Consider the following 22,785-nt stretch of genomic DNA (forward strand, 5'->3'; position numbering starts at 1 on the left):
TGACGGAGAAGGCCCCCGAGGCCCGTCAACCAGAGATACGGACGGAACCCCTCAAGTAGTTCAAAATGCGACCTGGCTGTTATTCGGTCGTTATAAAGCCAGTTCAGCGAGGGATGGTCGCGAGCAGCTCGCCGTCCGGGGTCCGGATCTCGAAGCGGGCGATCTCGGCCGGGGCGAGCGCGGTGCCGCCGGAGATGCGCAGCGGCTCGAGCGCGACGGCGGCGCCGGGCTCGAGCGCGGGCACCGTCCAGTTGCTGACGGTCTGCTCCGGCCCGGCCCACGGCACGGCGACCAGCCGGCAGGTCTGCGGCCCGCTGACGCCGCTGAGCACGAGGTCGACGTTCGACCCCCACGTTGTCGGCTGGACGATCACCTGGGCCTGCAGCGACTTCCCGGCCTCACCGCCGGCGAACATGCTCGCCGTGCCCGGCACGCGCGTGGGCACCGGCGCGGGCGTGCTCGCCGCGACCGGCGCGGGCGCCTCGGTGGCCTGGTACGGGCCGGACGGCAGCAGTGCGAGGGTGATGAGCGGGCCGGCGATGATCAGCAGCACGGCCGCGACGGTGGCGACCCGGGCCAGGATGCGGCGGCGGCGGCGCAGCCGCGCCAGCTCGTCGAACATCCCGCCCAGCGCACGCGGCTGCGGGATCGGCGGCTCGGGCCAGTACTTGCGGACCTCGGCGAGGATCTCCGGCAGGTCGTAGAACTCGAGCAGGTCGAGCTGGCAGTGCGGGCAGTCGAGCAGGTGGGCCTCGAAGACGGCGGTGTCGGACTCGTCGAGAACGCCGAGGACGTAGGCGGCGATGTCGGTGTGCGCTACCCCTCCCACCTCACGTCACCCCCGATCTCGTAAGGCCCGCCGTAGCGCGCGTACCGCGTGGTAGATCCGGGACTTGACCGTACCGGGGGGAATACCGAGGGCGACCGCGACCTCGTTCACGGTTCGATCACGGATGTAGGTCTGCAGCACGGCTTCCCGCTGTTCCGGGGACAGGTTGCCCAGCGCCTCGTAGACCACCATGGCGGCCAGGGTGCGGTCGGACTCGTCGGGCACGCCGACGGAGTCGGGCTCGGCCTCCTCGACCTCCTGCGGCCGGGCCTGCCGGCTGCGCCAGCCGTCGATGACGATGCGCCGCGCCACCGTGTAGAGCCACGCGCGCAGCATCTCCGGCTCGCGGTCGAGCTTGTCGGCGTTGCGCCACGCGCGGATCAGCGTCTCCTGCACGACGTCCTCGGCCCATTGCCGGTCGCCCGCGGTGAGCGTCAGCACGAACGCGAGCAAGGGCCGCCCGAACTCCTGGTAGAGCGCGGCGGCCAGGTCGTCATGGCCGGTGTCGGCCTCCGGCTCGACAACGGCTCGCAATGATCGGCTGTGGCGTCCCACGGGCGACATCTTTACGGTGAACCGGGCAGTAGTCCAGTACCAAAAAATTACTTCACATTGTTTGAACCGTATCCGGACCGTTGCCGTATCCCCCGGCGAAGGCCCCAACGGCGCTGACCCCCCGACAGCGCTTTCACTCCACTATGGACAGATTTGTCCACAGTGGAGTCACTGTGCTCGCACGCAGGTCTTTTGCGGGTGCGCACACGCCCTGGCCCCCGACAGGGAAGGAAACAACTTATGCACCGCAAGCCCAGATCGACGATCCCGCTCGCCGCGGCGGGTATCGCGCTCCTCGCCGCCTCCACCGGCTGTGACGTGGCGAACCAGTACTCTTCCACCGCAGGTCAGAACGGCATGCAGGACATGGCCGCCGCGGACAACACGCCCGCGCTCAACGCCGTCCGCGCGTTCGACCTCGGCCGCATCGTCGTCGACGGTGGCGGATTCACCGTCTACCGCTACGACAAGGACAGCACCAACCCGCCGAGTTCCACCTGCACGGGCCTCTGCGCACAGCAGTGGAAACCCGTTCCCGCGAGCGCGACCCAGCATCTCGGCGGGCTCGACCAGAACAGCGTCGGCACCCTGACCAGGGACGACGGTACCGATCAGGCCACCCTCGACGGGTGGCCGCTCTATCGCTACGCCAAGGACGCGATGCCCGGCGAGACTGCAGGGCAGGGCATCGGCGGCGTGTGGTTCCCGATCACGCCGCAGGGCGGCAAGGTGCAGACCGCCGCGGATCCCGGACAGTCCGATGCGTTCGGGCTCTGAGCGCGGGATCACCCGCCTGCTGGTCCTGCTGGCCCTGTTGGTGATGAGCCAGTTGGCCGTACCTGTGTTGGCCGCAGCACAAACGGCTACGTTGAGCGATTCCGACCGGGATCTGCTCAACCGCGTCCGGCAGGCCGGGCTGTGGGAAATGCCCTCGGGCGACATGGCCCGCACGCGTGCGCGGACCCCGCAGGTACGGGAGGTCGGCCAGACGTTGATGGTCGACCACGGCCGGCTCGACGTCGCCGTGCGCGGGCTCGCCGCGAAATACGGCGTCGTGCTGCCCGACCAGCCCAACGCGGATCAGCAGAGCTGGCTGGCCGAAGAGCGCAACGCGACGACGACGTCGGACTTCGAGCGCATCTTCGTCAACCGGCTGCGCGCGGCGCACGGCGTCATCTTCGCCGTCATCGCGCAGGTGCGCGCGGGCACCCGCAACGACGAGATCAGGGCATTCGCGGCGACCGCGAACCAGGTGGTGCTGCGGCACATCTCGCTGCTGGAGAGCACCGGGCTGGTGGACTACAACGCGCTGCCACAGCCGACCGTGAGCACCACGGCGGCGACCTCGGCCGCCTCGGCGCTGAACCTGAGCTCCATGACCATCCTCACCACCGTGCTGGTCGTGCTGCTCGTGTTCGCGGCGACGCTGCTCGTGCTGTGGCTCATCCGGTCTTCGGCGAGAAGACGACATCGATCAGGAGAAAAACATGCATTTGACCGCAACCCAGAACCGGCGCCGAAAGAGCCGGTCCGCTAGCTCCGGGAGGCGGGCGTGACCGTCTCCGACAGCTGGGCCATGGCACTCATGCCCCTGGCCCAGCAATCGACGGACGCCGGGTTGCGCAGCGTCGCGCAGATCTCCGCCCGTATCTCGTACGTGTTCATGTGCCTCACGCTGTGCTGGGGCATCCTCACCGCGACCGGCTGGGTCCGCAACCTCACCGGCCGCAAGGCGTTGCGCAGCGGGCACGTGGTGCTGGCCACGCTCACGCTGACCTTCGGCATCGTGCACGCGGCGTCGTTCTACTTCATGTCGGTGGGCGCGTTCTCGGTGGCCAGGCTGACCGTGCCGCTGCTGCCCGGCGGACTGGCCCGGCACAGCCTCGGCATCATCGGCCTGGAGCTGATGCTCGCGATCGCCTTCACCGCGAGCCTGTACCGGTTCATCGCCTACCGGCGCTGGCTGTGGCTGCACCGCTTGGCCTACCTGGCCATCCCGCTGCTGGTGATCCACTCGTTCTTCGGGGCGATCGCCAACGGCCACCTCGCCGTGCTGTGGCTGGCCGGGCTCACCCTGCTGGTGCCGACGATCACGCTGTCGGTCCTGCGGTTCCTGCCCTCGCGGGCGCTGGAGCGGATCGGCCTCGTGGAGGAGCTCGTATGAAGACGCTCGACCGGTTCCGCGGTCCGCGCATCAGCGTGGACAACGACCGCTGCGAGGTTTACGGCATCTGCGTGCAGGAGGCGCCGCGGCTGTTCCAGCTCGACCGGGACGGCAGGCTGCGCTACCGCAGGCAACTGGAGGAGGCCGACTACGGGCAGGCCGCCGCGGCGGCCCGCTGCTGCCCCATGCAGGCGATTGTCTTGAGAGGGATGAGCGATGAGTGACGGAGACAGAATCGTCGTCGTCGGTGGTGGGGTCGCCGGCCTGCGCGCGGCCGAGCGGCTGCGTGAGCTCGGCTTCGACGGCGAGATCATCATCGTCGGCGACGAGCGCCGGAAGCCCTACCACCGGCCGATGGTGTCCAAGCAGCTGGTGACCGGGAACGTCCGCCCGATCGACGTGGACCTCAAGCCCTACATCGAACTGGACGCGCACTGGCGCCTCGGCACCCGCGCCACGCACCTGGACACCAGCCAGCGCGTGGTGCACCTGCCGGGGAAGGAGGAGCTCTGGTACGACGGGCTCGTCATCGCGACCGGCGTGGTGCCCCGGCACCTGCCGGGCGCGCCGCGGCACGACCCACGGGTCCGGGTGCTGCGCACGGTCGAGGACGCGATGTCGTTGCGACGGGCGCTGGCGGCGAGCAACAAACCTGCCGTCGTGATCGGCAGCGGGCTGATCGGCTGTGAGTTCGCGGCGAGCATGCGCACACTGGGCCGCGACGTCACCCTCGTCGGGCACGCCAAGGCCCCGCTGTACCGGTTCGGCCCGCGGGTCGCGGGCGCGGTCACCGAAACGCACGAGAAGCACCGGGCCGGCCTGGCGATGAACTCGGAGGTGCGGCACTGGATCAGCACGAAGGACGCCTTCGGCCTGCACCTGACCAGCAACCAGCTGGTCGTCGCCAGCTGCGTGGTGCTGGCGATCGGCAGTGTGCCTGCGGTGGACTGGCTGCGCGGCTCCGGGCTCGACATCTCCGACGGCGTGCTGTGCGAACCGACGCTGTTCGCCGAGGGCGCCGAGGACGTGGTGGTCGCGGGCGACGCGGCCCGCTGGCCGAACCTGCGGTTCGACGAGACGCCGCGGCGGGTCGAGCACTGGCTCAACGCGGTCGAGTCGGCACGGGCGGCCGCGGAGAACCTGATGGCGGGACGGCGGCTGGCCAAGCCGTTCACCCCGCTGCCGCGGGCCTGGTCGAGCATCTACGAGCACCGGTTGCAGATGGCCGGGATGCCCGCGCTCGGCGAGGACACCGTGCAGCTGGACGACGGGGTCACCGGTTTCGTCCGCGGCGGTCAGCTGATCGGGGCGGCGAGCTGGGACAAGCCAAGGGCGATGCTGCACTGGACCGCCGAACTGGAACGGCGGCTGCCGGTGCCGGAGTACACCCCGGCCCCTGCCGAGACCGAGGCCCTGCCGCAGCTGTCGGAGGAGATGTTCTCCGAAGAGGAGTGGCTCACCGTGGGTCAGGGGGTCTGACATGGCCGGACGCTGGAAGGACGTCGCGACCGGGACGGTCCGCGAGGTCACGACCGACGAGCTGCTGAGCGCCGTGCGCGGGCACCGGCTCGCCGAGATCCGCCGCAGCCGCGGCCTGACCCAGCACCACCTCGCCGAGAAGATGGGAGTGTCACAGAGCCAGGTCTACGAGATCGAACGCGGTTCGATCGCCGAACGCGAGGCGCTCGCGCGCTACGCGATCGCGCTCGGCGGCAGGCTGCGCCAGGCGATCCACTTCGACGACGGGGACATCGCCGTCGTCGAGTGAGTCAGGACCAGCGCAGCGCGAACCACAGTCGCATGCGTGTCTCCGGGTCGGAGAGGTCGGCGCCCAGCAGGCGCCCGGCCTGTCCGACCCGGTGCCGCACGCTGTTGCGGTGCACCCCGAGCGCCGCGGCCGTGCGGTCCCAGCCACCGTGGTGCGCCAGCCAGGACCGCAGTGTCTCCACCAGCTCCGGGCGACCCGCCAGCGGCGCGAGCGTACGGGCGGCGAAGCCCTGTGCGGCCTCGGCGGGAACGAGGTCGTCCAGTCCCCCGCCGGCGACGACCGGCTTGCCCGCCGCGCGGGCCCGCTGCAGCAGCGCAGGGATTTCCCCCGCCGCCGCGGGCAGTTCGTCCGCCGGCACCGGCGCCCCGGCGACGGCCAGCCAGCCGTGGGCGCGAAGCTCGTCCAGATCCGGCAGCGCGCCGACGACGGCGATGAAGCCTTCGCCGGTTTCGACCAGCGGGGTGCCGAGCCACTCGGGTAGCCCGTCATGGTCGGGCTCGCGCCCTTCTCCCACCCCGGCGACCACGCGGTACTCCCCGCCCGGGACGAGCGTCTCGACCGCGTCGGCCGCGCTGATCCTGTTGAGCAGCAGCGCAGTCATCGTGCCCCTCAGCGCCGTGGTGGCGGATCTCGTCAGCAGGCCCAGCAGGCCCGCCCCGACGCCGACGATCGCCCGGTCGGGGGTCTCGAAGCGCCTGCGCCGCCCCACCACGAGCAGGTGCGCAGCGGTCGCCTGCGGGTAGACCGGCTGCGCGACGACGAACGTGCCACCGGGCAGTTCGGTGGTCGCGCTGCGGATCCCGGCGCCCGACCTCAGCCGCACGAGCAGCGCGGTCAGCTCCGGCGGGAACGGCAACGGCGCGTGCACCTCCACGACGGGCAGCCCGTCCCCGTCGACCATCGCGACCCAGCCCGACAGCCGCTGCGCGAGGCCCCGCGCGACCTCCTCGACCCCGCTGGAGGCGGCGCGAGTAAGCGCTTCCCGGGCTTCGGCGATCCGGCGCTGGTCGCGCTGGCTCGCCTCGGCCAGCGCGACCGACACCGCACGGCTGATCGCGAGGAACGGCGTGCTGACGGGCACCACGAGCAGCGGCAGGCCGTGCCTCGCGCAGGCCCGCCGCAGCACGCGCGGCAGCTCCTCGTGCACGGGTGGGGTGACACCGAAGCCGAGCGCGGTGATCCCGGCGGCACGCAGCCCGCGCACGTAACGGTCGACCTCGCGCTGCTCGACCGGCAGGTTCACGCCCGCTGTCAGCAGCAGCTCCTCGCCCAGCAGGTACGGCCCCGGGTCCTGCAGCTCGCTCACGTGCGCCCAGCGCACCGGCAGGTCGAGTGCACCGGGGCGCAGGGTCTCGCGCACCGGCTCCAGTGCCAGGCCCGGATCCTCGGCCACGGCTCGCAACGGAACGGTGACATCGGCTTCGGCAAGCGGCTCCGCACTGGACATTTGCTCCAGAGACTACCTCGTATTGGGATGAATCGTCCTCTGCCGAGGTTTCCACGGCCGGACCTACGGTGACCGGAACGGCATCGACGGAAGGGATCGCATCGTGGGCGGCGACTATGTGGTGATCGCGCTCTACATCGCGGCGATGATCGGGATCGGCTGGTACGGGCTGCGGCTGGCGAAGACCAAGAGCGACTACCTCGTCGCGGGCAGGCGGCTGGGCTGGTTCATGTACTCCGGCACGATGTCGGCGGTCGTGCTCGGCGGCGCTTCGACGATCGGCGGGGTCAAGCTCGGCTACACCTACGGCATCTCCGGCGCCTGGCTGGTGGTCACCATCGGCCTCGGCATCCTCGTGCTGCACGCGGTGTTCGCGCGGCGGCTGGTCAAGCTGCGCGTCTACACCGTCGGCGAGATGCTCGACCTGCGTTACGGCGGCAGCACGAGCACCATCTCCGGCGCCGTGATGTGGGCCTACACGCTGATGCTGACCGTCACCTCGACGCTCGCCTTCGCGACGATCTTCAAGGTGCTGCTGAACATCCCGGACGTCGCGGGGATCGCCATCGGCGGCGCGATCGTGGTGCTGTACTCGGTGCTCGGCGGCATGTGGTCGATCACGCTGACCGACATCGCCCAGTTCGTGATCAAGACGGTCGGCATCTTCGCGCTGCTGCTGCCGATCGCGATCTCCTCGGCAGGCGGCTTCCGCGGGCTGAGTCAGCGGCTGGACGGCAGCTACTTCTCGCTCACCTCGATCGGCGGCGGGACGATCTTCACCTACGTCCTGATCTATGGTTTCGGCCTGCTGATCGGCCAGGACATCTGGCAGCGCGTGTTCACCGCCCGCACCCCGCGCGTCGCCACCACCGGCGGGATCATCTCGGGTGTCTACTGCCTGTTCTACGGCCTCGCCGGTGCGCTGATCGGCACCGCCGCGAAGGCGCTGTACCCCGGCCTGGCCAGCGCGCAGGACGCGTTCGCGACCATCGTCGAACGGCTGCTGCCCACCGGGGTGCGTGGTCTCGTGCTCGCCGCCGCACTGTCCGCGCTGATGTCGACCGCGAGCGGCGCGCTGATCGCGTGCTCCACCGTCAGCACGAACGACCTGATCGCCCGCTTCCGCCGCAAGCCGCTCGGTGTCTCGGCCAACCGCGTGGTGACGCTCGTGCTCGGACTGGTGGCGATCGGCATCGCGATGGTCGTGACCGACGTCGTGGCGGCGCTGGCGGTGGCCTACAACCTCCTGGTCGGCGGCCTGCTGGTGGCCATACTCGGCGCGCTGTTCGTCAAGCGCGGCACCTGGGCGGGCGCGCTGGCGTCGATGGTCACCGGCGCGGTCGTGGTGATCGTCTTCATGATCACCGACGGGCTCGAGGCCAACGAGCCCATCTACTACGGACTGGGCGCGAGCCTGGTCGTCTACGTCGGCGTCAGCCTGCTCACGCCCCGCACGTCCGCGGCGGTGCTGGCGCAGTGGACGGAACGGCTGAGCGGGAAGCAGGCCGTGGAACGCGAAGGAGTGCACGCATGACCAGCTCGAGGACCGGACGCGGCGAGGGCGATCCCGGGAGCAGGACCGACCCGGCGCGGGAGTCCCGCCCGGTACCGCCGGTCGATTCCTCGCAGGTCCCCCGTTTCGCCGGGTTCGCCACCTTCGCCCGGCTGCCGCGGCTGGACCAGGTCGAGCGCGCCGACGTCGCGGTGGTCGGCGTCCCCTTCGACGCCGGCGTGTCCTACCGCCCCGGCGCCCGCTTCGGACCGGCCGCGGTGCGCGAAGCCAGCCGTCTGCTGCGCCCCTACCATCCGGGGCTGGACGTGTCGCCGTTCGAAGCCGCGCAGGTGGCCGACGCCGGGGACATCGCGGTGAACCCGTTCGACATCGGGGCCGCCATCGAAACCCTGCAGGCGGACGCGGAAGCGCTTTCCGCCGGCGGCACGAAGCTGGTCACCGTCGGCGGGGACCACACCATCGCGCTGCCTCTGCTGCGGGCGGCGGCGAAGAAGCACGGACCGGTGGCGCTGCTGCACTTCGACGCGCACCTGGACACCTGGGACACCTACTTCGGCGAGCCCTACACGCACGGCACGCCGTTCCGCCGGGCGGTCGAGGAAGGCATCCTCGACACCAGCGCCCTGTGTCACGTCGGCACGCGCGGCCCGCTCTACGGCAAGGCGGATCTCGACGACGACCAGAAGCTGGGCTTCGGCATCATCACCTCGGCCGACGTGCTGCGGCGTGGGATCGACGAGACCATCGACGCACTACGCCAGCGGATCGGGAACCGGCCGCTGTACGTGTCGGTGGACATCGACGTGCTCGACCCCGCGCACGCGCCCGGCACGGGCACCCCGGAGGCCGGCGGCATGACCAGCCGCGAGCTGCTGGAGATCCTGCGCGGGCTGCGCACCTGCGACCTCGTCGGCGCGGACGTGGTCGAGCTGGCCCCGGCCTACGACCACGCCGAGATCACCGCGATCGCCGCGTCGCACGTGGCCTACGACCTCGTCAGCCTGTTGTGCCTGAGGTGACCCGCATCGGCGGCGACCTGGTCGTCGAAACGCTGCGCGCCCTGGGCGCGCACACCGTGTTCGGCCTGCCGGGACAGCACGCGCTGGGCCTGTTCGACGCGCTGCGGCGATCGGAGCTGCGGCTGGTGAGCGCGCGGGTGGAGAACAACCTCGCCTTCGCGGCCGACGGGCACGCGCGGGTGAGCGGCGAGGTCACCCCGTTCGTCTGCTCGACAGGGCCGGGCGCGCTGCTGACGCTGGCGTCGCTGCAGGAGGCGCGGGAGTCGTCGGTGCCGGTGCTCGGGATCTCCAGCCAGGTCCCGGTCGCCGGCCTCGGCGGCGGGCGGCACGGCTACCTGCACGAGCTGCCCGACCAGCAGGCGAGCTTCCGGGAGGTGGTGAAGTCGGTGCACGTCGCCCGCACGGCGAGCCAGATCCCGGGTGCGCTGCGGGACGCGTGGGTGTCGGCGTCCACCGTCCCTTGTGGACCAGTCTGGGTCGAGATCCCGCAGGACGTGTTGCTGGCTCCGGTGTCCCTGCCGCCGATCACCGCCCTGACCGTCCCGTCGCGGCCGCTGGAACCCCTGCCGGACCTGATCGCCGAAGCCTCGCGGCAGCTGGCGGACGCGTCGAACCCGGTGATCCTCGCGGGAGGTGGTGTGGTCCGTGCCGGCGCGCAGGAGGAGCTGCTGGCACTGGCGGAGTCGTTGCGTGCGCCGGTGTTGTCGACCTTCGGCGGCAAGGGCGCGTTCCCGTGGGAACACTCGCTGTCCGGGCAGTCGTGGCTGGAGGACTGGCACTGCACGGAGTTCCTCGCCGACGCCGACGTCCTGCTCGTCCTCGGGTCGGGGCTGGGTGAGCTGTCGAGCAACTACCACCGGTTCTGCCCGCGCGGGCGGGTCATCCAGATCGAGGCGGACGCCGGCAAGCTCGAAAGCAACCATGCGGCGCTGGGTATCCACGCCGACGTGAAGCTCGCGCTCGCCGCGCTGTCCGTGCCGCGGCGGGAGCCGGACGGCAGGGCGGAGACCGCGGTGGCCGGGCTCCTGTCGCGGGTCCGCGATCGCCTGGCCGGACAGGACCTCGGCCGAGAACAGCAGCTGCTGGCCAACGTCCGCGCCGCGGTGCCCGAAGACATGCCGACGTTCTGGGACATGACGATCCTGGGTTACTGGGCCTGGTCGGCCTGGCCCGGCGCGCTGCACAGCGCTCAGGGCGCCGGAGGCCTCGGCTTCGCCTTCCCGGCCGCCCTCGGCGCGTCGGTGCACGGCCCGGCGCTGGCGGTGTCCGGCGACGGCGGCGCGATGTACGGCCTCGCCGAACTGGCCACCGCGGTGCAGCACCGGCTGGACGTCACGTGGCTCATCGTCGACGACGGTGGTTACGGCATCCTGCGCGAATATCTGACCGGCGCATTCGGCGAGACCACCGCGACCGAGCTGGCACGGCCGGACTTCGTCGCACTGGCACACTCCTTCGGCGTCCCCGCCATCCGGTCCACAGTGGACGACATGCAGGCGGACCTGGCCAAAGCACTCGCCACCCCAGGCCCCGCTGTCGTCGTCCTGCCCACCACACTACGGATGTTCGCCCCGACGCACCTGGAGCACTGAGGACCTCACCCCACTGCGGCGTTGATCATCGCGCGGCCGACCGGGCCCGCCACCTGCGCGCCCACCGTCGCCAGGTCCAGATGGCCGCCCGAGGTCACCACGACCGCCACGGCGATCTGCGGGTTCGTCGCGGGCGCGAACGCCACGTACCAGCCGTACGGCTGCACGTTCTTCGGATCCGGGCCGTGCTCCGCGGTGCCCGTCTTCGAGGCGATCGTGATGGCCGGGTTCTTGCCCGCCATGCCGGAATGGCTCTCCGACGCCTCCATCATCTGCGTCAGCGTGGCAGCCACGTCCGGCGAGATCACTTCCGAGTTGAGCGTCTGCGGCGTGAACCCCTCGATGTCCGACAGATCGGGCGCCTGCAGCGCCTTCACCAGCTGCGGCCGCATCTCCTTGCCCCCGTTGGCGATCGTCGCCGCGATCATCGCGTCCTGCAGCGGCGTCTCCTGCACGTCGAGCTGCCCGATCCCGCTCTGGTACAGCCCGGCCGCCCCGTTCGGGATGTTCAGGCAGTTCCCGCCGGAGCTCGGCCCGACACACGAGGAGACGACCCCGAGCGGCACCGTGAGATCGCTGCTGCCGAAGCCGAACTTCGCCGCCTGGGCCGAAAGCCCCGACGCGCCGACCTGACCCGCCAGCGTGGCGAACGCCGTGTTGCACGAGTAGGCCAGCGCGGTCTTCATCGACACCTGCCCGTCGACCGACTGCGGGCAGGTCTCCCCGTCGAAGTTCTCCAGGGTCGTGCTCGTGCCCGGCAACGTGATCCGCGGCGCGGCCGGCAGGTTGGGCGTGTTCTCGTCGTCCACGCCGGCCGACAAGGCGGCCGCCGACACCACCAGCTTGAACGTCGAACCCGGCGCATAGGCCTGCGAAACCGCCTGGTTGATCAACGGGCTGGTGACCGATTGGGGGTCGTAGCCGTTGTACGCGGACTGCGCCGCCGCGGTGTCGTGGGTCGCGAGCTTGTTCGGGTCGTAGGACGGCACGCTGACCATGCCGAGGATCTGGCCCGTGGACGGCTGGATGGCGACCGCCGCGCCCGTGAACCCGTCCCGCACCATCGTGTCGTACGCGGCGGCCTGCACCTTGGGATCGATGGTCAGCTGGACGTCGCCACCTGCCGTGGCACCGGAGGTGAGGTCGGTGAGCCGCCGCAGCTCCAGCCGGGGGTCGCTGCCGTTGAGGACCTCGTTCTCCGCGTACTCCAGCCCGTGCGCGCCGGAGGTCACCGAGTAGTAGCCGGTGACCGGCGCGTACAACGGTCCGTTCGCGTACGTGCGCAGGTACTTCAGCTTGTCGCTGGTCGGCGCCGAGGAGGCCAGGACCGTGCCGTCCGCCGCGGTGACCAGACCCCGCCGGACGGAATACTGGTCGTAGAGCCGGCGGAGGTTGAACGGGTTGTTCGCGTACCCGTCGGCGTTGATCCCCTGAATGTAGGAGTCGTTGGCGAGCAACAGAACCACGAGGGTCATCATCAGGATGCCGACTCGGCGGATCGCTCTGTTCACAATGGACCAGTATGCGCCCGCACGCGTGTGGTCCCGGTACACCGGGCAAGAAGGGCGTAATACGGCGAAACCTCCCCGTCACACAATGGCACGTGCGCGGAAACACGGTCACCCTATGGTCGCTCCCCGTGACGGTCGAAGAAGCTCCCGCGAAAGCTCGTCAGGCCAAGGAAACCCTCGAGGACTACACCCTCCGGTTCGCGCCCCGCGGCTACCGCCGGTGGACCCCCGCCGTGGTCGGCGCCTCCGCGCTCGGCGGGATCGCCTACATGGCGGACTTCTCCATCGGCGCCGGGATCGGGCTCACGCACGGGACGGTGAACGCGCTGCTGGCGATCGTGGTGGCCGCGGTCATCATCTTCGTCAGCGGGTTCCCGCTCGCCTACTACGGCGCCCGGTACAACATCGATCTCGACCTGATCACCCGCGGCTCCGGGTTCGGCTACTACGGGTCGGTGGTCACCAGCGTCATCTTCGCGAGCTTCACGTTCATCTTCTTCGCCACCGAGGGCTCGATCATGGCGCAGGGGCTGAGGTACGCGCTGAACCTGCCGCTGTGGCTGGGCTACCTGCTGTCCACTTTGGTCATCATCCCGCTGGTGGTGTACGGGATGAAAGCGCTGGCGAAGCTGCAGAGCTGGACGAACCCGCTGTGGATCGTGCTGATGGTCGCGCCGTTGGTGTTCCTGATCGTCAAGGACCCGGGCTCGGTGCGGCGGTGGCTGTCCTACGGCTCGGAATCGGGCGTGAGCACGGCGGCGGTGATGCTCGGCGCGGGCGTGTGCCTGTCGCTGATGGGGCAGATCGGCGAGCAGATCGACTACCTGCGCTTCATGCCGCCCCGCACGGCCGGGAACCGGCGCGCCTGGTGGACCTCGGTGGTGCTCGCCGGCCCGGGCTGGGTGTTCTTCGGCGCGGTCAAGCAGGCGATCGGCGTGTTCATGGCGGTCTACATCCTCGGCGCGGTCGGCTCGGCCGCCGCCGCCGAGCCGATCGAGCAGTTCACCGGGGTGTTCACGCAGCTCATGCCCGGCTGGCTCGTGGTGCCGCTCGCGCTGGTGCTGGTCGTGCTGAGCCAGGTGAAGATCAACGTCACCAATGCCTACTCCGGCTCGCTGGCCTGGACGAACTCCTTCACCCGGGTGACGAAGCGCTATCCCGGCCGGCTGGTTTTCGTCCTGGTCAACCTCTCGTTCTCGCTGATCCTGATGGAAGCGAACATGTTCAGCTTCCTCAACAACGTGCTGAGCTTCTACTCCAACTGCGCGATCGCGTGGGTGGTCACGGTGGCCACCGACATCGCGGTGAACAAGTACCTGCTCAAGCTCTCGCCCAAGCTGCCCGAGTTCCGGCGCGGCATGCTGTACGCGGTGAACCCGGTCGGCGTGGTGTCGTTCCTGGCTTCGTCGCTGCTGTCCATCGGCGTCTACTTCGGACTGTTCGGGGCCGCGCTGAAGCCGTACTCGCCGCTGGTCGCCGTGGGCGTCGCCGTGGTGGCGACCCCGCTGATGGCGATCGCCACCCGCGGCCGGTTCTACCTGCGCCGCACCGACGACGGCGTACCCGAGCCGCGCCTGGACGCCGAGGGCAACCCGAGCGCGACGTTGTACGACTGCGTGGCCTGCGGTGAACCGTTCGAACGCCCCGACGTGCTGGCGAGCGCGACCGGCGGGACGATCTGCTCGCTGTGCGTGGCCACCGACCGCCCGGCGACGCACGTCCTGCCCTGACGCTTGCGGCGCTGCGCGTCAGGAACGCGGCCTCCTGACGCCGTGCCGCCCGGTCTCGGCGAACGCGTCCGGCATCGCCCGGCCCATCGGGTCCAGCCGGGTACCGCCGCACGTACTCGCCGGCGACGGCGTCACAGGAGTCGCGGATCGCGGCCAGCTACGCCGGTTCGGTCACTCCGCGGGTTCGGGCTGCGGGTCGAGCACCAGGTTCGCGGCCCACTCGGTGACCCGCCGGGCCACGTCCTGCGCCGTCAGGCCAACCCTGGCCAGCACCTCCTCGCGCGAGCCGTGCTCGTGGAACTGTTGCGGCACAGCCAGGTCACGCAGCGGGACGTCGCACTCGGCGTCCCGCAGCACGGCCGCCAGCGCCGAGCCGAAGCCGCCGTGGCGGCCGCTGTCCTCGACCGTCACCACGAGCCGGTGCGTCTTGGCCAGCGCCACCAGGTCCCCCGGCACCGGCACGACCCACCGCGGGTCCACGACCGTCACGCCGATGCCCTGGTCCGCGAGCCGCTCCGCGGCCTGCAGGCCCAGCTGCGCGAACGCGCCGACGGCGACCAGCAGCACGTCCGCACCGTCCGCCGGCTTGCGCAGCACGTCCACCGTGCCCACGCGCTCGACCGCCGGGACCGAGTCGGGCACGCTGCCCTTGGAGAACCGCAGCGCGGTCGGCCCGTCGGACACCGCGACGGCCTCGCGCAGCTCCTCGCGCACCGACCGGGCGTCACGCGGGGCGGCGACCCGGATGCCCGGCACCATGCCCAGCAGCGACAGGTCCCACATACCGTGATGGCTCGGGCCGTCCGGCCCGGTGATGCCGGCGCGGTCGAGCACGAGGGTGACCGGCTGGCGGTGCAGCGCCACGTCCATCAGCAACTGGTCGAACGCGCGGTTGAGGAACGTCGAATAGACCGCGACCACCGGGTGCAGCCCGCCCATCGCCAGGCCCGCGGCCGAGGTCACCGCGTGCTGCTCGGCGATGCCGACGTCGTACCACCGGTCTGGGAAGCGCTCGGCGAACTTGTCCAGACCGGTCGAGCGCAGCATCGCCGCGGTGATCGCGACGACGTCCTCGCGCTCGTCGCCGATCTTCGCCAGCTCGTCGGCGAACACCGAGGTCCAGCTGCGGCCCTTGGGCTTGGGCAGGCCGGTCTCCGGGTCGATCGGGTCGGTCTGGTGCATCTGGTCGGCCTCGTGGTTCACCGCGGGCGGGTAGCCATGCCCCTTCTCGGTGACCGCGTGCACGACGACGGGGCCGCCGAACGCCTTCGCCGCCTGGAACGCCTTCTCCAGCGCCACCAGGTCGTGCCCGTCCACCGGGCCCAGGTACTTCAGGCCGAGGTCGGAGAACATCATCTGGGGGCTCAGCGCGTCCTTGATACCGGCCTTCGCCGCGTGCAGCGCCGCGTAGATCGGGCGGCCCACGACCGGCGTGTGCAGCAGCAGCTCCTTGCCGCCGTCGAGCATGCGCTCGTAGCCCGGCTGCAGCCGCAGCGACGCGAGGTGCTCGGCGAATCCGCCGATGGTCGGCGAGTAGGACCGGCCGTTGTCGTTGACCACGATCACCACGGGGCGGCCCGGCTCGGCGGCGATGTTGTTGAGCGCCTCCCAGCACATCCCGCCGGTCAGCGCGCCGTCACCGACCACGGCCACGGTGTGCCTGCCGCCGCCGGCCAGCTCGAACGCCTTCGACAGACCGTCCACATAGGACAGGGCCGTCGAGGCGTGGCTGTTCTCGACGAAGTCGTGCTCGCTCTCGGCGCGGATCGGGTAGCCCGCGACGCCCCCGGTCTGCCGCAGCAGGTCGAAGCCCTCGTGCCGGCCCGTGACGATCTTGTGGACATAGCTCTGGTGCCCGACGTCGAACACGATCGCGTCCCGCGGCGAGTCGAACACGCGGTGCAGCGCCATCGTCAGCTCGACCACGCCCAGATTCGGGCCGAGGTGCCCGCCGGCACGGCGGACCCGGTCGATCAGGAAGTCGCGGATCTCGCTGGCCAGCTGCTCCAACTGGCCCTGCCCCATGCGCTTGAGGTCGGCCGGACCATGCACGGACTCCAGCAACGTCACTTTCCACCTCACGTTTCGATCCCTCGACCGTCCGCCCAGTCTACGGAGGAACAAGCTCCCCGCCGCGCCGCGCGCCCGGCGTCACACCAACTGCACGTCCGAACCAGCTACGAGGTTGGCCCGTCCGTGCGCCGGGTCTCACTTGGTCTTGCCACCCTACTCTCCTCGTCCGACCACGGACGGTGAGAACGTGGTCCGGGTTACCAGCCGGCCGGCCGCCCGGGATGCCCCGCGTAGGATCCGAACCGGTCAAGAAGGGCGCCTCACCCGGGAGGGTCGATGAAAGACTTTTTCCTCGCCGGCGAATGGGTCGCCCCGGGCAAGGGCGGTACCAGGGAGATCCGCTGCCCGGCCGACGGCTCGCTGGTGGGCGTGGTCGGCGAGGGCAGCCGGGAGGACACCGAAGCCGCCATCGCCGCCGCTCGCCGGGCCTTCGACAGCGGGGCGTGGCCGTCCACACCGGCCGGGCAGCGCGGCGACTTCCTGTTGCGCGTGGCGGAACTGCTCGAGCGTGACAAGGACGCCTACGCCCGCGCGGAGTCGCTGGACACGGGCAAACGCCTGGTGGAGAGCGAATACGACATGGCCGACATAGCGGCCTGCTTCCGCTATTTCGGCAAGCTCGCCGGGCAGGACGCGGGCCGTGTGGTCGATGCCGGCAGCCCCGACGCGTTCAGCCGGATCGTCCACGAGCCCGTCGGCGTCTGCGGGCTGATCACGCCGTGGAACTACCCGCTGTTGCAGACGGCGTGGAAGGTGGCGCCCGCGCTCGCGGCCGGGAACACGTTCGTGCTCAAGCCCAGCGAGCTGACCCCGCACACCGCGATCCTGCTGATGCGCACGCTCACCGAGGCCGGGTTGCCCGCCGGGGTGGCGAACCTCGTGCTCGGCGCGGGCCCGGCGGTGGGCGCGCCGCTGTCCGAGCATCCGGACGTGGACCTGGTGTCGTTCACCGGCGGCCTGGCCACCGGCCGGGTCGTCGCGGCGAACGCGGCGGCCGCGGTGAAGAAGGTGGCGCTCGAGCTGGGTGGCAAGAACCCGAACGTGATCTTCGCCGACGCGGACTTCGAGACCGCCGTGGACTACACGCTCACCGCGGTGTTCCTGCACTCCGGGCAGGTGTGCTCGGCGGGGGCGCGCCTGGTTGTCCAGGAGGAGCTGCACGACCGGCTCGTCGACGAGGTCGTGCGCCGCGCCGAGGGGATCCGGCTCGGCGGCCCGTTCGACCCCGACGCCGAGACGGGCCCGCTGATCTCGGCGGCGCACCTGGCGAAGGTCGAGAAGTACGTGGAGACCGCGCTCGCCGAGGGTGCCGTGCTGCGCACCGGCGGCAGGCGGCCCGACGACGAGAAGCTCGCCGGCGGCCACTTCTACCTGCCGACCGTGCTCGACGACGTCCGGCAGGGGAGCTTCGCGGTGACCGAGGAGTCGTTCGGGCCGGTGCTGACCGTGGAGACCTTCACCGACGAGGACGACGCGATCCGCATCGCCAACGACACGCACTACGGCCTCGCGGGCGCGGTGTTCACCTCGGACGCGTCCCGGGCGCAGCGCGTGGCGAACAGGCTGCGGCACGGGACGGTGTGGATCAACGACTACCACCCGTACCTGCCGCAGGCCGAGTGGGGCGGGTTCAAGCAGTCCGGCTTCGGCCGCGAGCTCGGCCCGACCGGCCTCGGCGAGTACCAGGAGGCGAAGCACATCTACCAGAACCTGCGGCCCGCGCCGTCGGGCTGGTTCGGCGGCGGGGGGGCGTGACCGGCGGGTGCTGATCGGCGGCGGGCACGGCGGTGGCCGGCGGCGGAACCGCAGGCACGGTGGTCGCCGCACGGCGGTCCGCGGCGGGCACGGCGGGCGCGGTGGTGGCCGCACGGTTGTCGGAGGACCCATCGGTCTCGGTGTGCGTGCTCGAAGCCGGTCCGTCCGATGTGGACGATCCCGCGATACTGGAGCTGGTGCTCGTCACACAACTCGTGCATCGCGTTCTGGCCCGGCGGAGGATCTGGACGAGTGGGCGTCGCTCGGCCTGCCCGGCTGGTCGGACGCCGGGCAGGACCCAGCGCCATCAGACAGGCCGCCGACCAACCACAGAGCGGGCCTCACTTCACGACAAGCCCCCGGAAGAACTCAAACCGGCAACCGCCTCCTCTCAACGGTCAGCTTGGCCTGGTCCGCCGCCGCGCGGCCGGCCTGCCAGCCATCGCCGTTGGTGATCGAGTGGGTGCGGCGGCCCACCTTCGGGAAGAGGTCGGCGAACAGGACGTCCACCTCCCGGCTGCGCCGGGCCAGCACCGGCAGCAGACGCTCGTCACCCACCTCCGCCGACACGGCCGAATCCGCCGACGCCAGCCGCTCGCCGATGCGGCCCGCGTACGCGAGCAGGAAAGCGTGCCGGAACGAGCGGGTGCGCGACTGCCCACCCCGGCCGACCCGCCGCCCGGCCGCGAGCATCGCCTCGGTGGCCTGGACCAGCAACGAGGTCGCGAGCAGCTCGACGATGTCCAGGTCCACCTCGTGCCCCACCACGGCCAGGAAACCCAGCTTCTCGTACGACACGGCCCGGCACCGGTTCGCCGAAGCCACCGCCGTCACCAGCGCCGACTTCGCCCCGACATACGGCTCGTCCAGCCAGAACCGCCGCGCCGCCCCGCCCGGCCGCGCGGGCGAGACCAGCGCCTGCTCGAACGAGTACCTGCTCATCAGCTCCTGCGCCTTCGCCGACAGCGCCTCGGCCTCCTCCGGGAACTGCGTCGACTCCGCCTTCGCCAGCAACGCCCGCACCCGCGCCAGCATCTTCTCGTCCACACCTTCACGCGACGGCGACGGCAACGGCAGCTCCGGCAACGCGGGCAACGTCGCGAGCACCGCCAGCGCCCCCACCGCCCGCGAAAGCGCATGCGCCGGCGCGCAACCACGCCGCCGCGCCCACTGGCTCAGCCGCGGCTCCCCGCCCTGCCACCACACCGCCGCGCCGATCTGGTCGAGCTGGTCGATCCAGCGCGGATGGACCGTCGCAGCCGGTCTGCGGTCCAGCTCGGCCGCGATCGCATCCGCCGCCAGCGTCGCCGCCTCGGCGTCGGCACGCCGCGTCGTGATGCGATGGACGTCGTAGGGCTGCCACCCCTGGCGCAACAACCGCGCGACGACCTCCAGCAGCACGAGATCCGCCGCCGTGTCGACGAGCCGGCCCCGCCCGGCGAACGCCGGACCCGTCAGCTCACGCACCACCGGGTCGCGCACGCGCACCGACGTCGCGGCCCGCAGCAGCAGCCCGGTGATCTGTTCAAGTTCGTCCACGGTCGGCATCATGCCCCGACCCACCGACATTTTCCGGCACGACGAGAGCCACGCACTCCACGTGATGCGTCATCGGGAACGCGTCGAACGCCCGCAGCTCCGCGAGCCGGTAACCCGATCCGGCGAACGTGGCGAGGTCCCGTGCCAGCGCCGCCGGGTCACACGCCACGTACACGACCCGCGCGGGCGCACGCTCCACAATGGACTCGACAACCTCGCGCCCCGCGCCGGAACGCGGCGGGTCCAGCACGACCACCTCGGGCCGCCCGGGCAGTCCGGGCAGCACCTGCTCCGCCCGCCCGCCCCGCCAGCGCACCTGCGGCAGGTCGGCCAGCGCGGCCTCGCCGTCGGCGACCGCCCGCCGCCCGGACTCGACCGCCACGACCTCACCGCGGGGACCGACCTGCGACGCCAGCACCGACGCGAACAGCCCGGCCCCGGAATAGAGGTCCCAGACCAGCGCGTCCTGCGGCGCCTTGGCCCACTCGCCGACGACGGCGGCCAGCGTGTCCGCCGCGGCCGGGTGCACCTGCCAGAACCCGTGCGCGTCGAGCTTCCAGTCGCGGCCTGCCGCGTGCTGCACCGCGATTCCGCCGCTGAGCTGCTTGGCGCGGCGCTTGCCCCGCACCACGCTCAGCTCCCGCAGATGCGTCCGCCCGTCGCCGTCACTGGTCACCTCGAGCTCCGTGCCCGGCCGCCAGCGCCGCGCCAGCACGGGATCCAGCGCGCCCGGTACCGCGATCGGGCAGTCGTCCAGCGCCACCACCTGGTGGCTGCGGTGCGCCCGCAGGCCCGCGCGGCCGTCCCGGCCCGCGACGAGCCGGACCCGGCTGCGCCAGTCCAGCGGACCGCCGGGCAACGCCTCGACCTCGACCGGCCATTCGATGCCCGCGAGCCGCGAAAGCTGTTCGGCGACCACCCGCGCCTTGAGCTCGCGCTGGAACTCCGGCGTCGCGTGCTGCCAGTCGCAGCCGCCGCACAGCCCGGGCGCGGCGAGCGGGCACGGCGGCTCGACCCGTTCCTCCGCCGCCTCGAGCACCCGCACCGCGTCGGCGCGGCAATACGAGCCGCCCTTGTCCTCGGTGACCTCGACGAGCACGACCTCGCCGGGCAGCGCGTGCCGGACGAACACCACGCGACCCTCCACGCGGGACACGCAGTGCCCGCCGTGCGCGACCGGGCCGACCTCGGCCTCGAACGTGCGGCCAACCCAGTTCAACGCACGTTGTCCTTGTCCTTGCGTTCCGCCGTCTGGTACAGACCACGCCGCACGTCACCGGCAGCCGGCCGGGCACGCGTCAGCCGGCGCACGGCGGCTTCCGACGACGCCAGCTGCCACGGCACGCTCGCCACGATCACGCCCGGCTGGAACAGCAGCCTGCCCTTGAGCCGCAGCGCGCTCTGGTTGTGCAGCAACTGCTCCCACCACCGGCCGACCACGTACTCGGGGATGAACACGGTGACCACGTTGCGTGGATTGTCCCCGCGCACCCGCTTCACGTAGTCCACGACGGGCTTGGTGATCTCGCGGTACGGCGACTCCAGCACCTTCAACGGCACCTTGAACCCGCGCTTCTCCCACTCCGCGGTCAGCTTGCGGGTCTCGTCGTCGTCGACGTTGACGGTCACCGCTTCGAGCACGTCGGGGCGCACCGCCTTGGCGTAGGACAGCGCCCGCAGCGTCGGCAGGTGCAGCTTCGACACCAGCACGATCGCGTGGTTGCGCGAGGGCAGCACCGTCGGCTGGTAACCGTCCACTTCGGCCAGCTCGGTCGAGACCCGGTCGTAGTGCCGCCGGATCGCGCTCATCAGCAGGAAGATCGCCACCATCGCGGCGATCGCGATCCAGGCGCCGAGTAGGAACTTGGTGATCAGCACGATCACCAGCACCGTGCCGGTGCAGATCAGGCCGATCGCGTTGACCGTCTGCGAGCGGCGCATCCGGCGCCGCACCGCGGGGTCCTTCTCCCGCGACAGCAGCCGGTTCCAGTGCCGGATCATGCCCGCCTGGCTGACGGTGAACGACACGAACACGCCCACGATGTAGAGCTGGATCAGCCGGGTCACCTCGGCGTCGAACGCGATGATCAGCACCAGTGCGAAGGCCGCGAGGAACAGGATGCCGTTGGAGAACGCGAGCCGGTCGCCGCGGGTGTGCAGCTGCCGCGGCAGGAAACGGTCCTGCGCGAGGATCGAGCCCAGCACCGGGAAGCCGTTGAACGCGGTGTTCGCCGCCAACAGCAGGATGATCCCGGTGACGAAGGAGATGTAGTAGAAGCCCGGCGGGAAGTTCTGGAACACCGCCTGCGCGATCTGCGTGACGATGGTCTTCTGCTGGTACCCCGCGGGTGCGCCGATGAGCTGGCGCTGGGGCTCGTCGGCGAACTTGACGCCGGTGATGATCGCCAGCGCGATGATGCCGATCAGCATGGTCACCGCGAGCACGCCCATCATCAGCAGCGTGGTGGCGGCGTTCTTCGACTTCGGCTTGCGGAAGGCCGGGACGCCGTTGCTGATCGCCTCGACGCCGGTCAGCGCCGCGGCGCCGGAGGAGAACGAGCGCAGGATCAGGAAGACGAAGGCGAACCCGGTGAGCGAGGACTCCTCGTGCAGCTGGAACCCGGAGCTCTCGGCGTGCAGCGGCGTGCCGCGCACCGCCTCGAACAGGCCCCACAGCACCATGAGCAGAATGCCCGCGATGAAGCCGTATGTCGGAATCGCGAAGGCTTTTCCGGACTCGCGGACGCCCCGCAGGTTCAGCGCGGTGAGGGTGCACACGATCAGCACCGAGAAGAGGACCTTGTGCTCGGCGATGAACGGGATGGCCGAGCCGATGTTCGCCACGCCCGAGGACGTCGACACCGCCACGGTGAGCACGTAGTCCACCAGCAGCGCGCTGGCGACGGTCAGGCCGAACTTGCGGCCGAGGTTGGTGGTCGCGACCTCGTAGTCACCGCCGCCGCTGGGATAGGCGTGCACGTTCTGCCGGTAGGAGGCGACCACGACGAGCATGACCAGCGCGACCGCGACCCCGATCCACGGCGCCAGCGTGTACGCGGACAGCCCCGCCACGCTCAGCGTCAGGAAGATCTCCTCGGGCGCGTACGCCACGCTGGAGAGGGCATCCGAGGCGAAGATGGGCAGCGCGATGCGCTTGGGCAGCAGGGTGTGGGACAGCCGGTCGCTGCGGAACGGACGGCCAAGGAGCAGCCTTTTGGCCACGGTCGCAAACTTCGGCACCTCCAAAGCGTATGCCGCGACGCGAAGCGTCTCCGCTGAGGGCGGCGCTG

The 22,785-nt window shown here is 70.9% G+C and carries 19 protein-coding genes and 1 pseudogene; 12 read left to right on the forward strand and 8 right to left on the reverse strand.

The genetic code is table 11. The features are described from left to right. Positions 1–103 precede the first annotated feature (103 nt). Both LWP59_RS28720 and LWP59_RS28725 read right to left on the reverse strand, forming a co-directional pair. Positions 104–829: a zf-HC2 domain-containing protein gene (locus LWP59_RS28720; RefSeq protein ID WP_144643706.1), complete on the reverse strand. Its 726-nt coding sequence runs from the start codon at positions 827–829 to the stop codon at positions 104–106. Between the two features lie 6 nt (positions 830–835). Further along, positions 836–1,384, reverse strand: coding sequence for a sigma-70 family RNA polymerase sigma factor (locus LWP59_RS28725; RefSeq protein WP_144643705.1), 549 nt, complete (start codon positions 1,382–1,384; stop codon positions 836–838). Positions 1,385–1,624: 240 nt separating this feature from the next. Between LWP59_RS28725 and LWP59_RS28730 the strand changes: the two genes are divergently transcribed. The 6 genes from LWP59_RS28730 to LWP59_RS28755 all read left to right on the forward strand — a co-directional run bounded on the left by LWP59_RS28730 (position 1,625) and on the right by LWP59_RS28755 (position 5,316). Continuing rightward, entirely contained in the window at positions 1,625–2,161 is a 537-nt protein-coding gene (locus tag LWP59_RS28730) for a hypothetical protein (RefSeq protein ID WP_144643704.1), read from the forward strand. A 91-nt stretch (positions 2,162–2,252) separates the two neighbouring features. Beyond that, positions 2,253–2,921 (forward strand): DUF4142 domain-containing protein, encoded by a 669-nt coding sequence (locus LWP59_RS28735; RefSeq protein ID WP_229857595.1) that lies wholly within the window; start codon positions 2,253–2,255, stop codon positions 2,919–2,921. Positions 2,922–2,936: 15 nt separating this feature from the next. Further along, the gene (locus LWP59_RS28740; RefSeq protein WP_229857593.1) at positions 2,937–3,548 is read left to right on the forward strand and encodes a ferric reductase-like transmembrane domain-containing protein; all 612 of its coding nucleotides are present in this window, start codon (positions 2,937–2,939) and stop codon (positions 3,546–3,548) included. Continuing rightward, the gene (locus LWP59_RS28745; RefSeq protein WP_186383527.1) at positions 3,545–3,772 is read left to right on the forward strand and encodes a ferredoxin; all 228 of its coding nucleotides are present in this window, start codon (positions 3,545–3,547) and stop codon (positions 3,770–3,772) included. Before LWP59_RS28740 ends, LWP59_RS28745 begins: the two co-directional genes overlap by 4 nt. Further along, entirely contained in the window at positions 3,765–5,027 is a 1,263-nt protein-coding gene (locus tag LWP59_RS28750; protein ID WP_144643703.1) for an NAD(P)/FAD-dependent oxidoreductase, read from the forward strand. The genes LWP59_RS28745 and LWP59_RS28750 overlap by 8 nt, the downstream gene beginning before the upstream one ends. Position 5,028: 1 nt before the next feature. Then, entirely contained in the window at positions 5,029–5,316 is a 288-nt protein-coding gene (locus tag LWP59_RS28755) for a helix-turn-helix domain-containing protein (protein ID WP_144643702.1), read from the forward strand. Position 5,317: 1 nt separating this feature from the next. Here LWP59_RS28755 and LWP59_RS28760 read toward each other — a convergent pair whose 3' ends face one another. After that, positions 5,318–6,763, reverse strand: coding sequence for a PucR family transcriptional regulator (locus tag LWP59_RS28760; RefSeq protein ID WP_186383526.1), 1,446 nt, complete (start codon positions 6,761–6,763; stop codon positions 5,318–5,320). 103 nt (positions 6,764–6,866) lie between these two features. On the opposite strand from LWP59_RS28760, the gene LWP59_RS28765 reads away from it, so the two are divergent. From LWP59_RS28765 to LWP59_RS28775, 3 genes are read left to right on the forward strand one after another with little or no spacing between them, the layout of a single operon-like run. Beyond that, positions 6,867–8,297 carry a sodium:solute symporter gene (locus LWP59_RS28765; protein WP_144643701.1) on the forward strand — a complete coding sequence of 477 codons (1,431 nt, stop codon included), beginning with the start codon at positions 6,867–6,869 and terminating at the stop codon, positions 8,295–8,297. After that, positions 8,294–9,295, forward strand: a complete 1,002-nt coding sequence (gene speB / locus LWP59_RS28770; RefSeq protein ID WP_144643700.1) for an agmatinase — start codon at positions 8,294–8,296, stop codon at positions 9,293–9,295. Before LWP59_RS28765 ends, speB begins: the two co-directional genes overlap by 4 nt. Then, positions 9,292–10,887 (forward strand): thiamine pyrophosphate-binding protein, encoded by a 1,596-nt coding sequence (locus tag LWP59_RS28775; RefSeq protein ID WP_144643699.1) that lies wholly within the window; start codon positions 9,292–9,294, stop codon positions 10,885–10,887. Before speB ends, LWP59_RS28775 begins: the two co-directional genes overlap by 4 nt. A 5-nt stretch (positions 10,888–10,892) precedes the next feature. On the opposite strand, the gene LWP59_RS28780 is transcribed toward LWP59_RS28775, so the two are convergent. Continuing rightward, positions 10,893–12,398 carry a penicillin-binding transpeptidase domain-containing protein gene (locus LWP59_RS28780; RefSeq protein WP_144643698.1) on the reverse strand — a complete coding sequence of 502 codons (1,506 nt, stop codon included), beginning with the start codon at positions 12,396–12,398 and terminating at the stop codon, positions 10,893–10,895. A gap of 128 nt (positions 12,399–12,526) precedes the next feature. Here LWP59_RS28780 and LWP59_RS28785 point away from each other — a divergent pair, with 128 nt between their 5' ends. Continuing rightward, positions 12,527–14,128 (forward strand): purine-cytosine permease family protein, encoded by a 1,602-nt coding sequence (locus LWP59_RS28785; protein ID WP_144643697.1) that lies wholly within the window; start codon positions 12,527–12,529, stop codon positions 14,126–14,128. Positions 14,129–14,299: 171 nt separating this feature from the next. On the opposite strand, the gene dxs is transcribed toward LWP59_RS28785, so the two are convergent. After that, positions 14,300–16,198, reverse strand: a complete 1,899-nt coding sequence (gene dxs / locus LWP59_RS28790; RefSeq protein ID WP_144643718.1) for a 1-deoxy-D-xylulose-5-phosphate synthase — start codon at positions 16,196–16,198, stop codon at positions 14,300–14,302. Between the two features lie 279 nt (positions 16,199–16,477). Between dxs and LWP59_RS28795 the strand changes: the two genes are divergently transcribed. Beyond that, the gene (locus tag LWP59_RS28795) at positions 16,478–17,956 is read left to right on the forward strand and encodes an aldehyde dehydrogenase family protein (protein ID WP_144643696.1); all 1,479 of its coding nucleotides are present in this window, start codon (positions 16,478–16,480) and stop codon (positions 17,954–17,956) included. A 59-nt stretch (positions 17,957–18,015) separates the two neighbouring features. Then, positions 18,016–18,365: pseudogene (locus LWP59_RS40815) on the forward strand (choline oxidase); the annotation flags it as partial. Here the strand turns inward: LWP59_RS40815 and LWP59_RS28805 are convergent. Genes LWP59_RS28805 through LWP59_RS28815 form a run of 3 tightly spaced genes read right to left on the reverse strand, consistent with a single transcriptional unit; the run spans position 18,326 to position 22,735 of the window. Next, the gene (locus LWP59_RS28805) at positions 18,326–19,504 is read right to left on the reverse strand and encodes a DUF2786 domain-containing protein (RefSeq protein ID WP_144643717.1); all 1,179 of its coding nucleotides are present in this window, start codon (positions 19,502–19,504) and stop codon (positions 18,326–18,328) included. The pseudogene LWP59_RS40815 and the gene LWP59_RS28805 sit on opposite strands and share 40 nt — an antisense overlap. Further along, positions 19,482–20,714 carry a class I SAM-dependent RNA methyltransferase gene (locus LWP59_RS28810; RefSeq protein WP_191334818.1) on the reverse strand — a complete coding sequence of 411 codons (1,233 nt, stop codon included), beginning with the start codon at positions 20,712–20,714 and terminating at the stop codon, positions 19,482–19,484. Before LWP59_RS28810 ends, LWP59_RS28805 begins: the two co-directional genes overlap by 23 nt. Further along, positions 20,711–22,735, reverse strand: a complete 2,025-nt coding sequence (locus LWP59_RS28815) for an APC family permease (protein WP_144644951.1) — start codon at positions 22,733–22,735, stop codon at positions 20,711–20,713. The genes LWP59_RS28810 and LWP59_RS28815 overlap by 4 nt, the downstream gene beginning before the upstream one ends. Positions 22,736–22,785: the final 50 nt, after the last annotated feature.

It is taken from the genome of Amycolatopsis acidiphila (assembly GCF_021391495.1).
Classification (GTDB): domain Bacteria; phylum Actinomycetota; class Actinomycetes; order Mycobacteriales; family Pseudonocardiaceae; genus Amycolatopsis_E; species Amycolatopsis_E acidiphila.

Bases quoted from the DNA above. Each gene is read 5' to 3' on its own strand.
- LWP59_RS28745 (WP_186383527.1), top strand. From the start codon at position 3,545: ATGAAGACGCTCGACCGGTTCCGCGGTCCGCGCATCAGCGTGGACAAC.
- LWP59_RS28730 (WP_144643704.1), top strand. From the start codon at position 1,625: ATGCACCGCAAGCCCAGATCGACGATCCCGCTCGCCGCGGCGGGTATC.
- LWP59_RS28755 (WP_144643702.1), top strand. From the start codon at position 5,029: ATGGCCGGACGCTGGAAGGACGTCGCGACCGGGACGGTCCGCGAGGTC.
- LWP59_RS28760 (WP_186383526.1), bottom strand. From the start codon at position 6,763: ATGTCCAGTGCGGAGCCGCTTGCCGAAGCCGATGTCACCGTTCCGTTG.
- LWP59_RS28750 (WP_144643703.1), top strand. From the start codon at position 3,765: ATGAGTGACGGAGACAGAATCGTCGTCGTCGGTGGTGGGGTCGCCGGC.
- LWP59_RS28795 (WP_144643696.1), top strand. From the start codon at position 16,478: ATGAAAGACTTTTTCCTCGCCGGCGAATGGGTCGCCCCGGGCAAGGGC.
- speB (WP_144643700.1), top strand. From the start codon at position 8,294: ATGACCAGCTCGAGGACCGGACGCGGCGAGGGCGATCCCGGGAGCAGG.
- LWP59_RS28805 (WP_144643717.1), bottom strand. From the start codon at position 19,504: ATGCCGACCGTGGACGAACTTGAACAGATCACCGGGCTGCTGCTGCGG.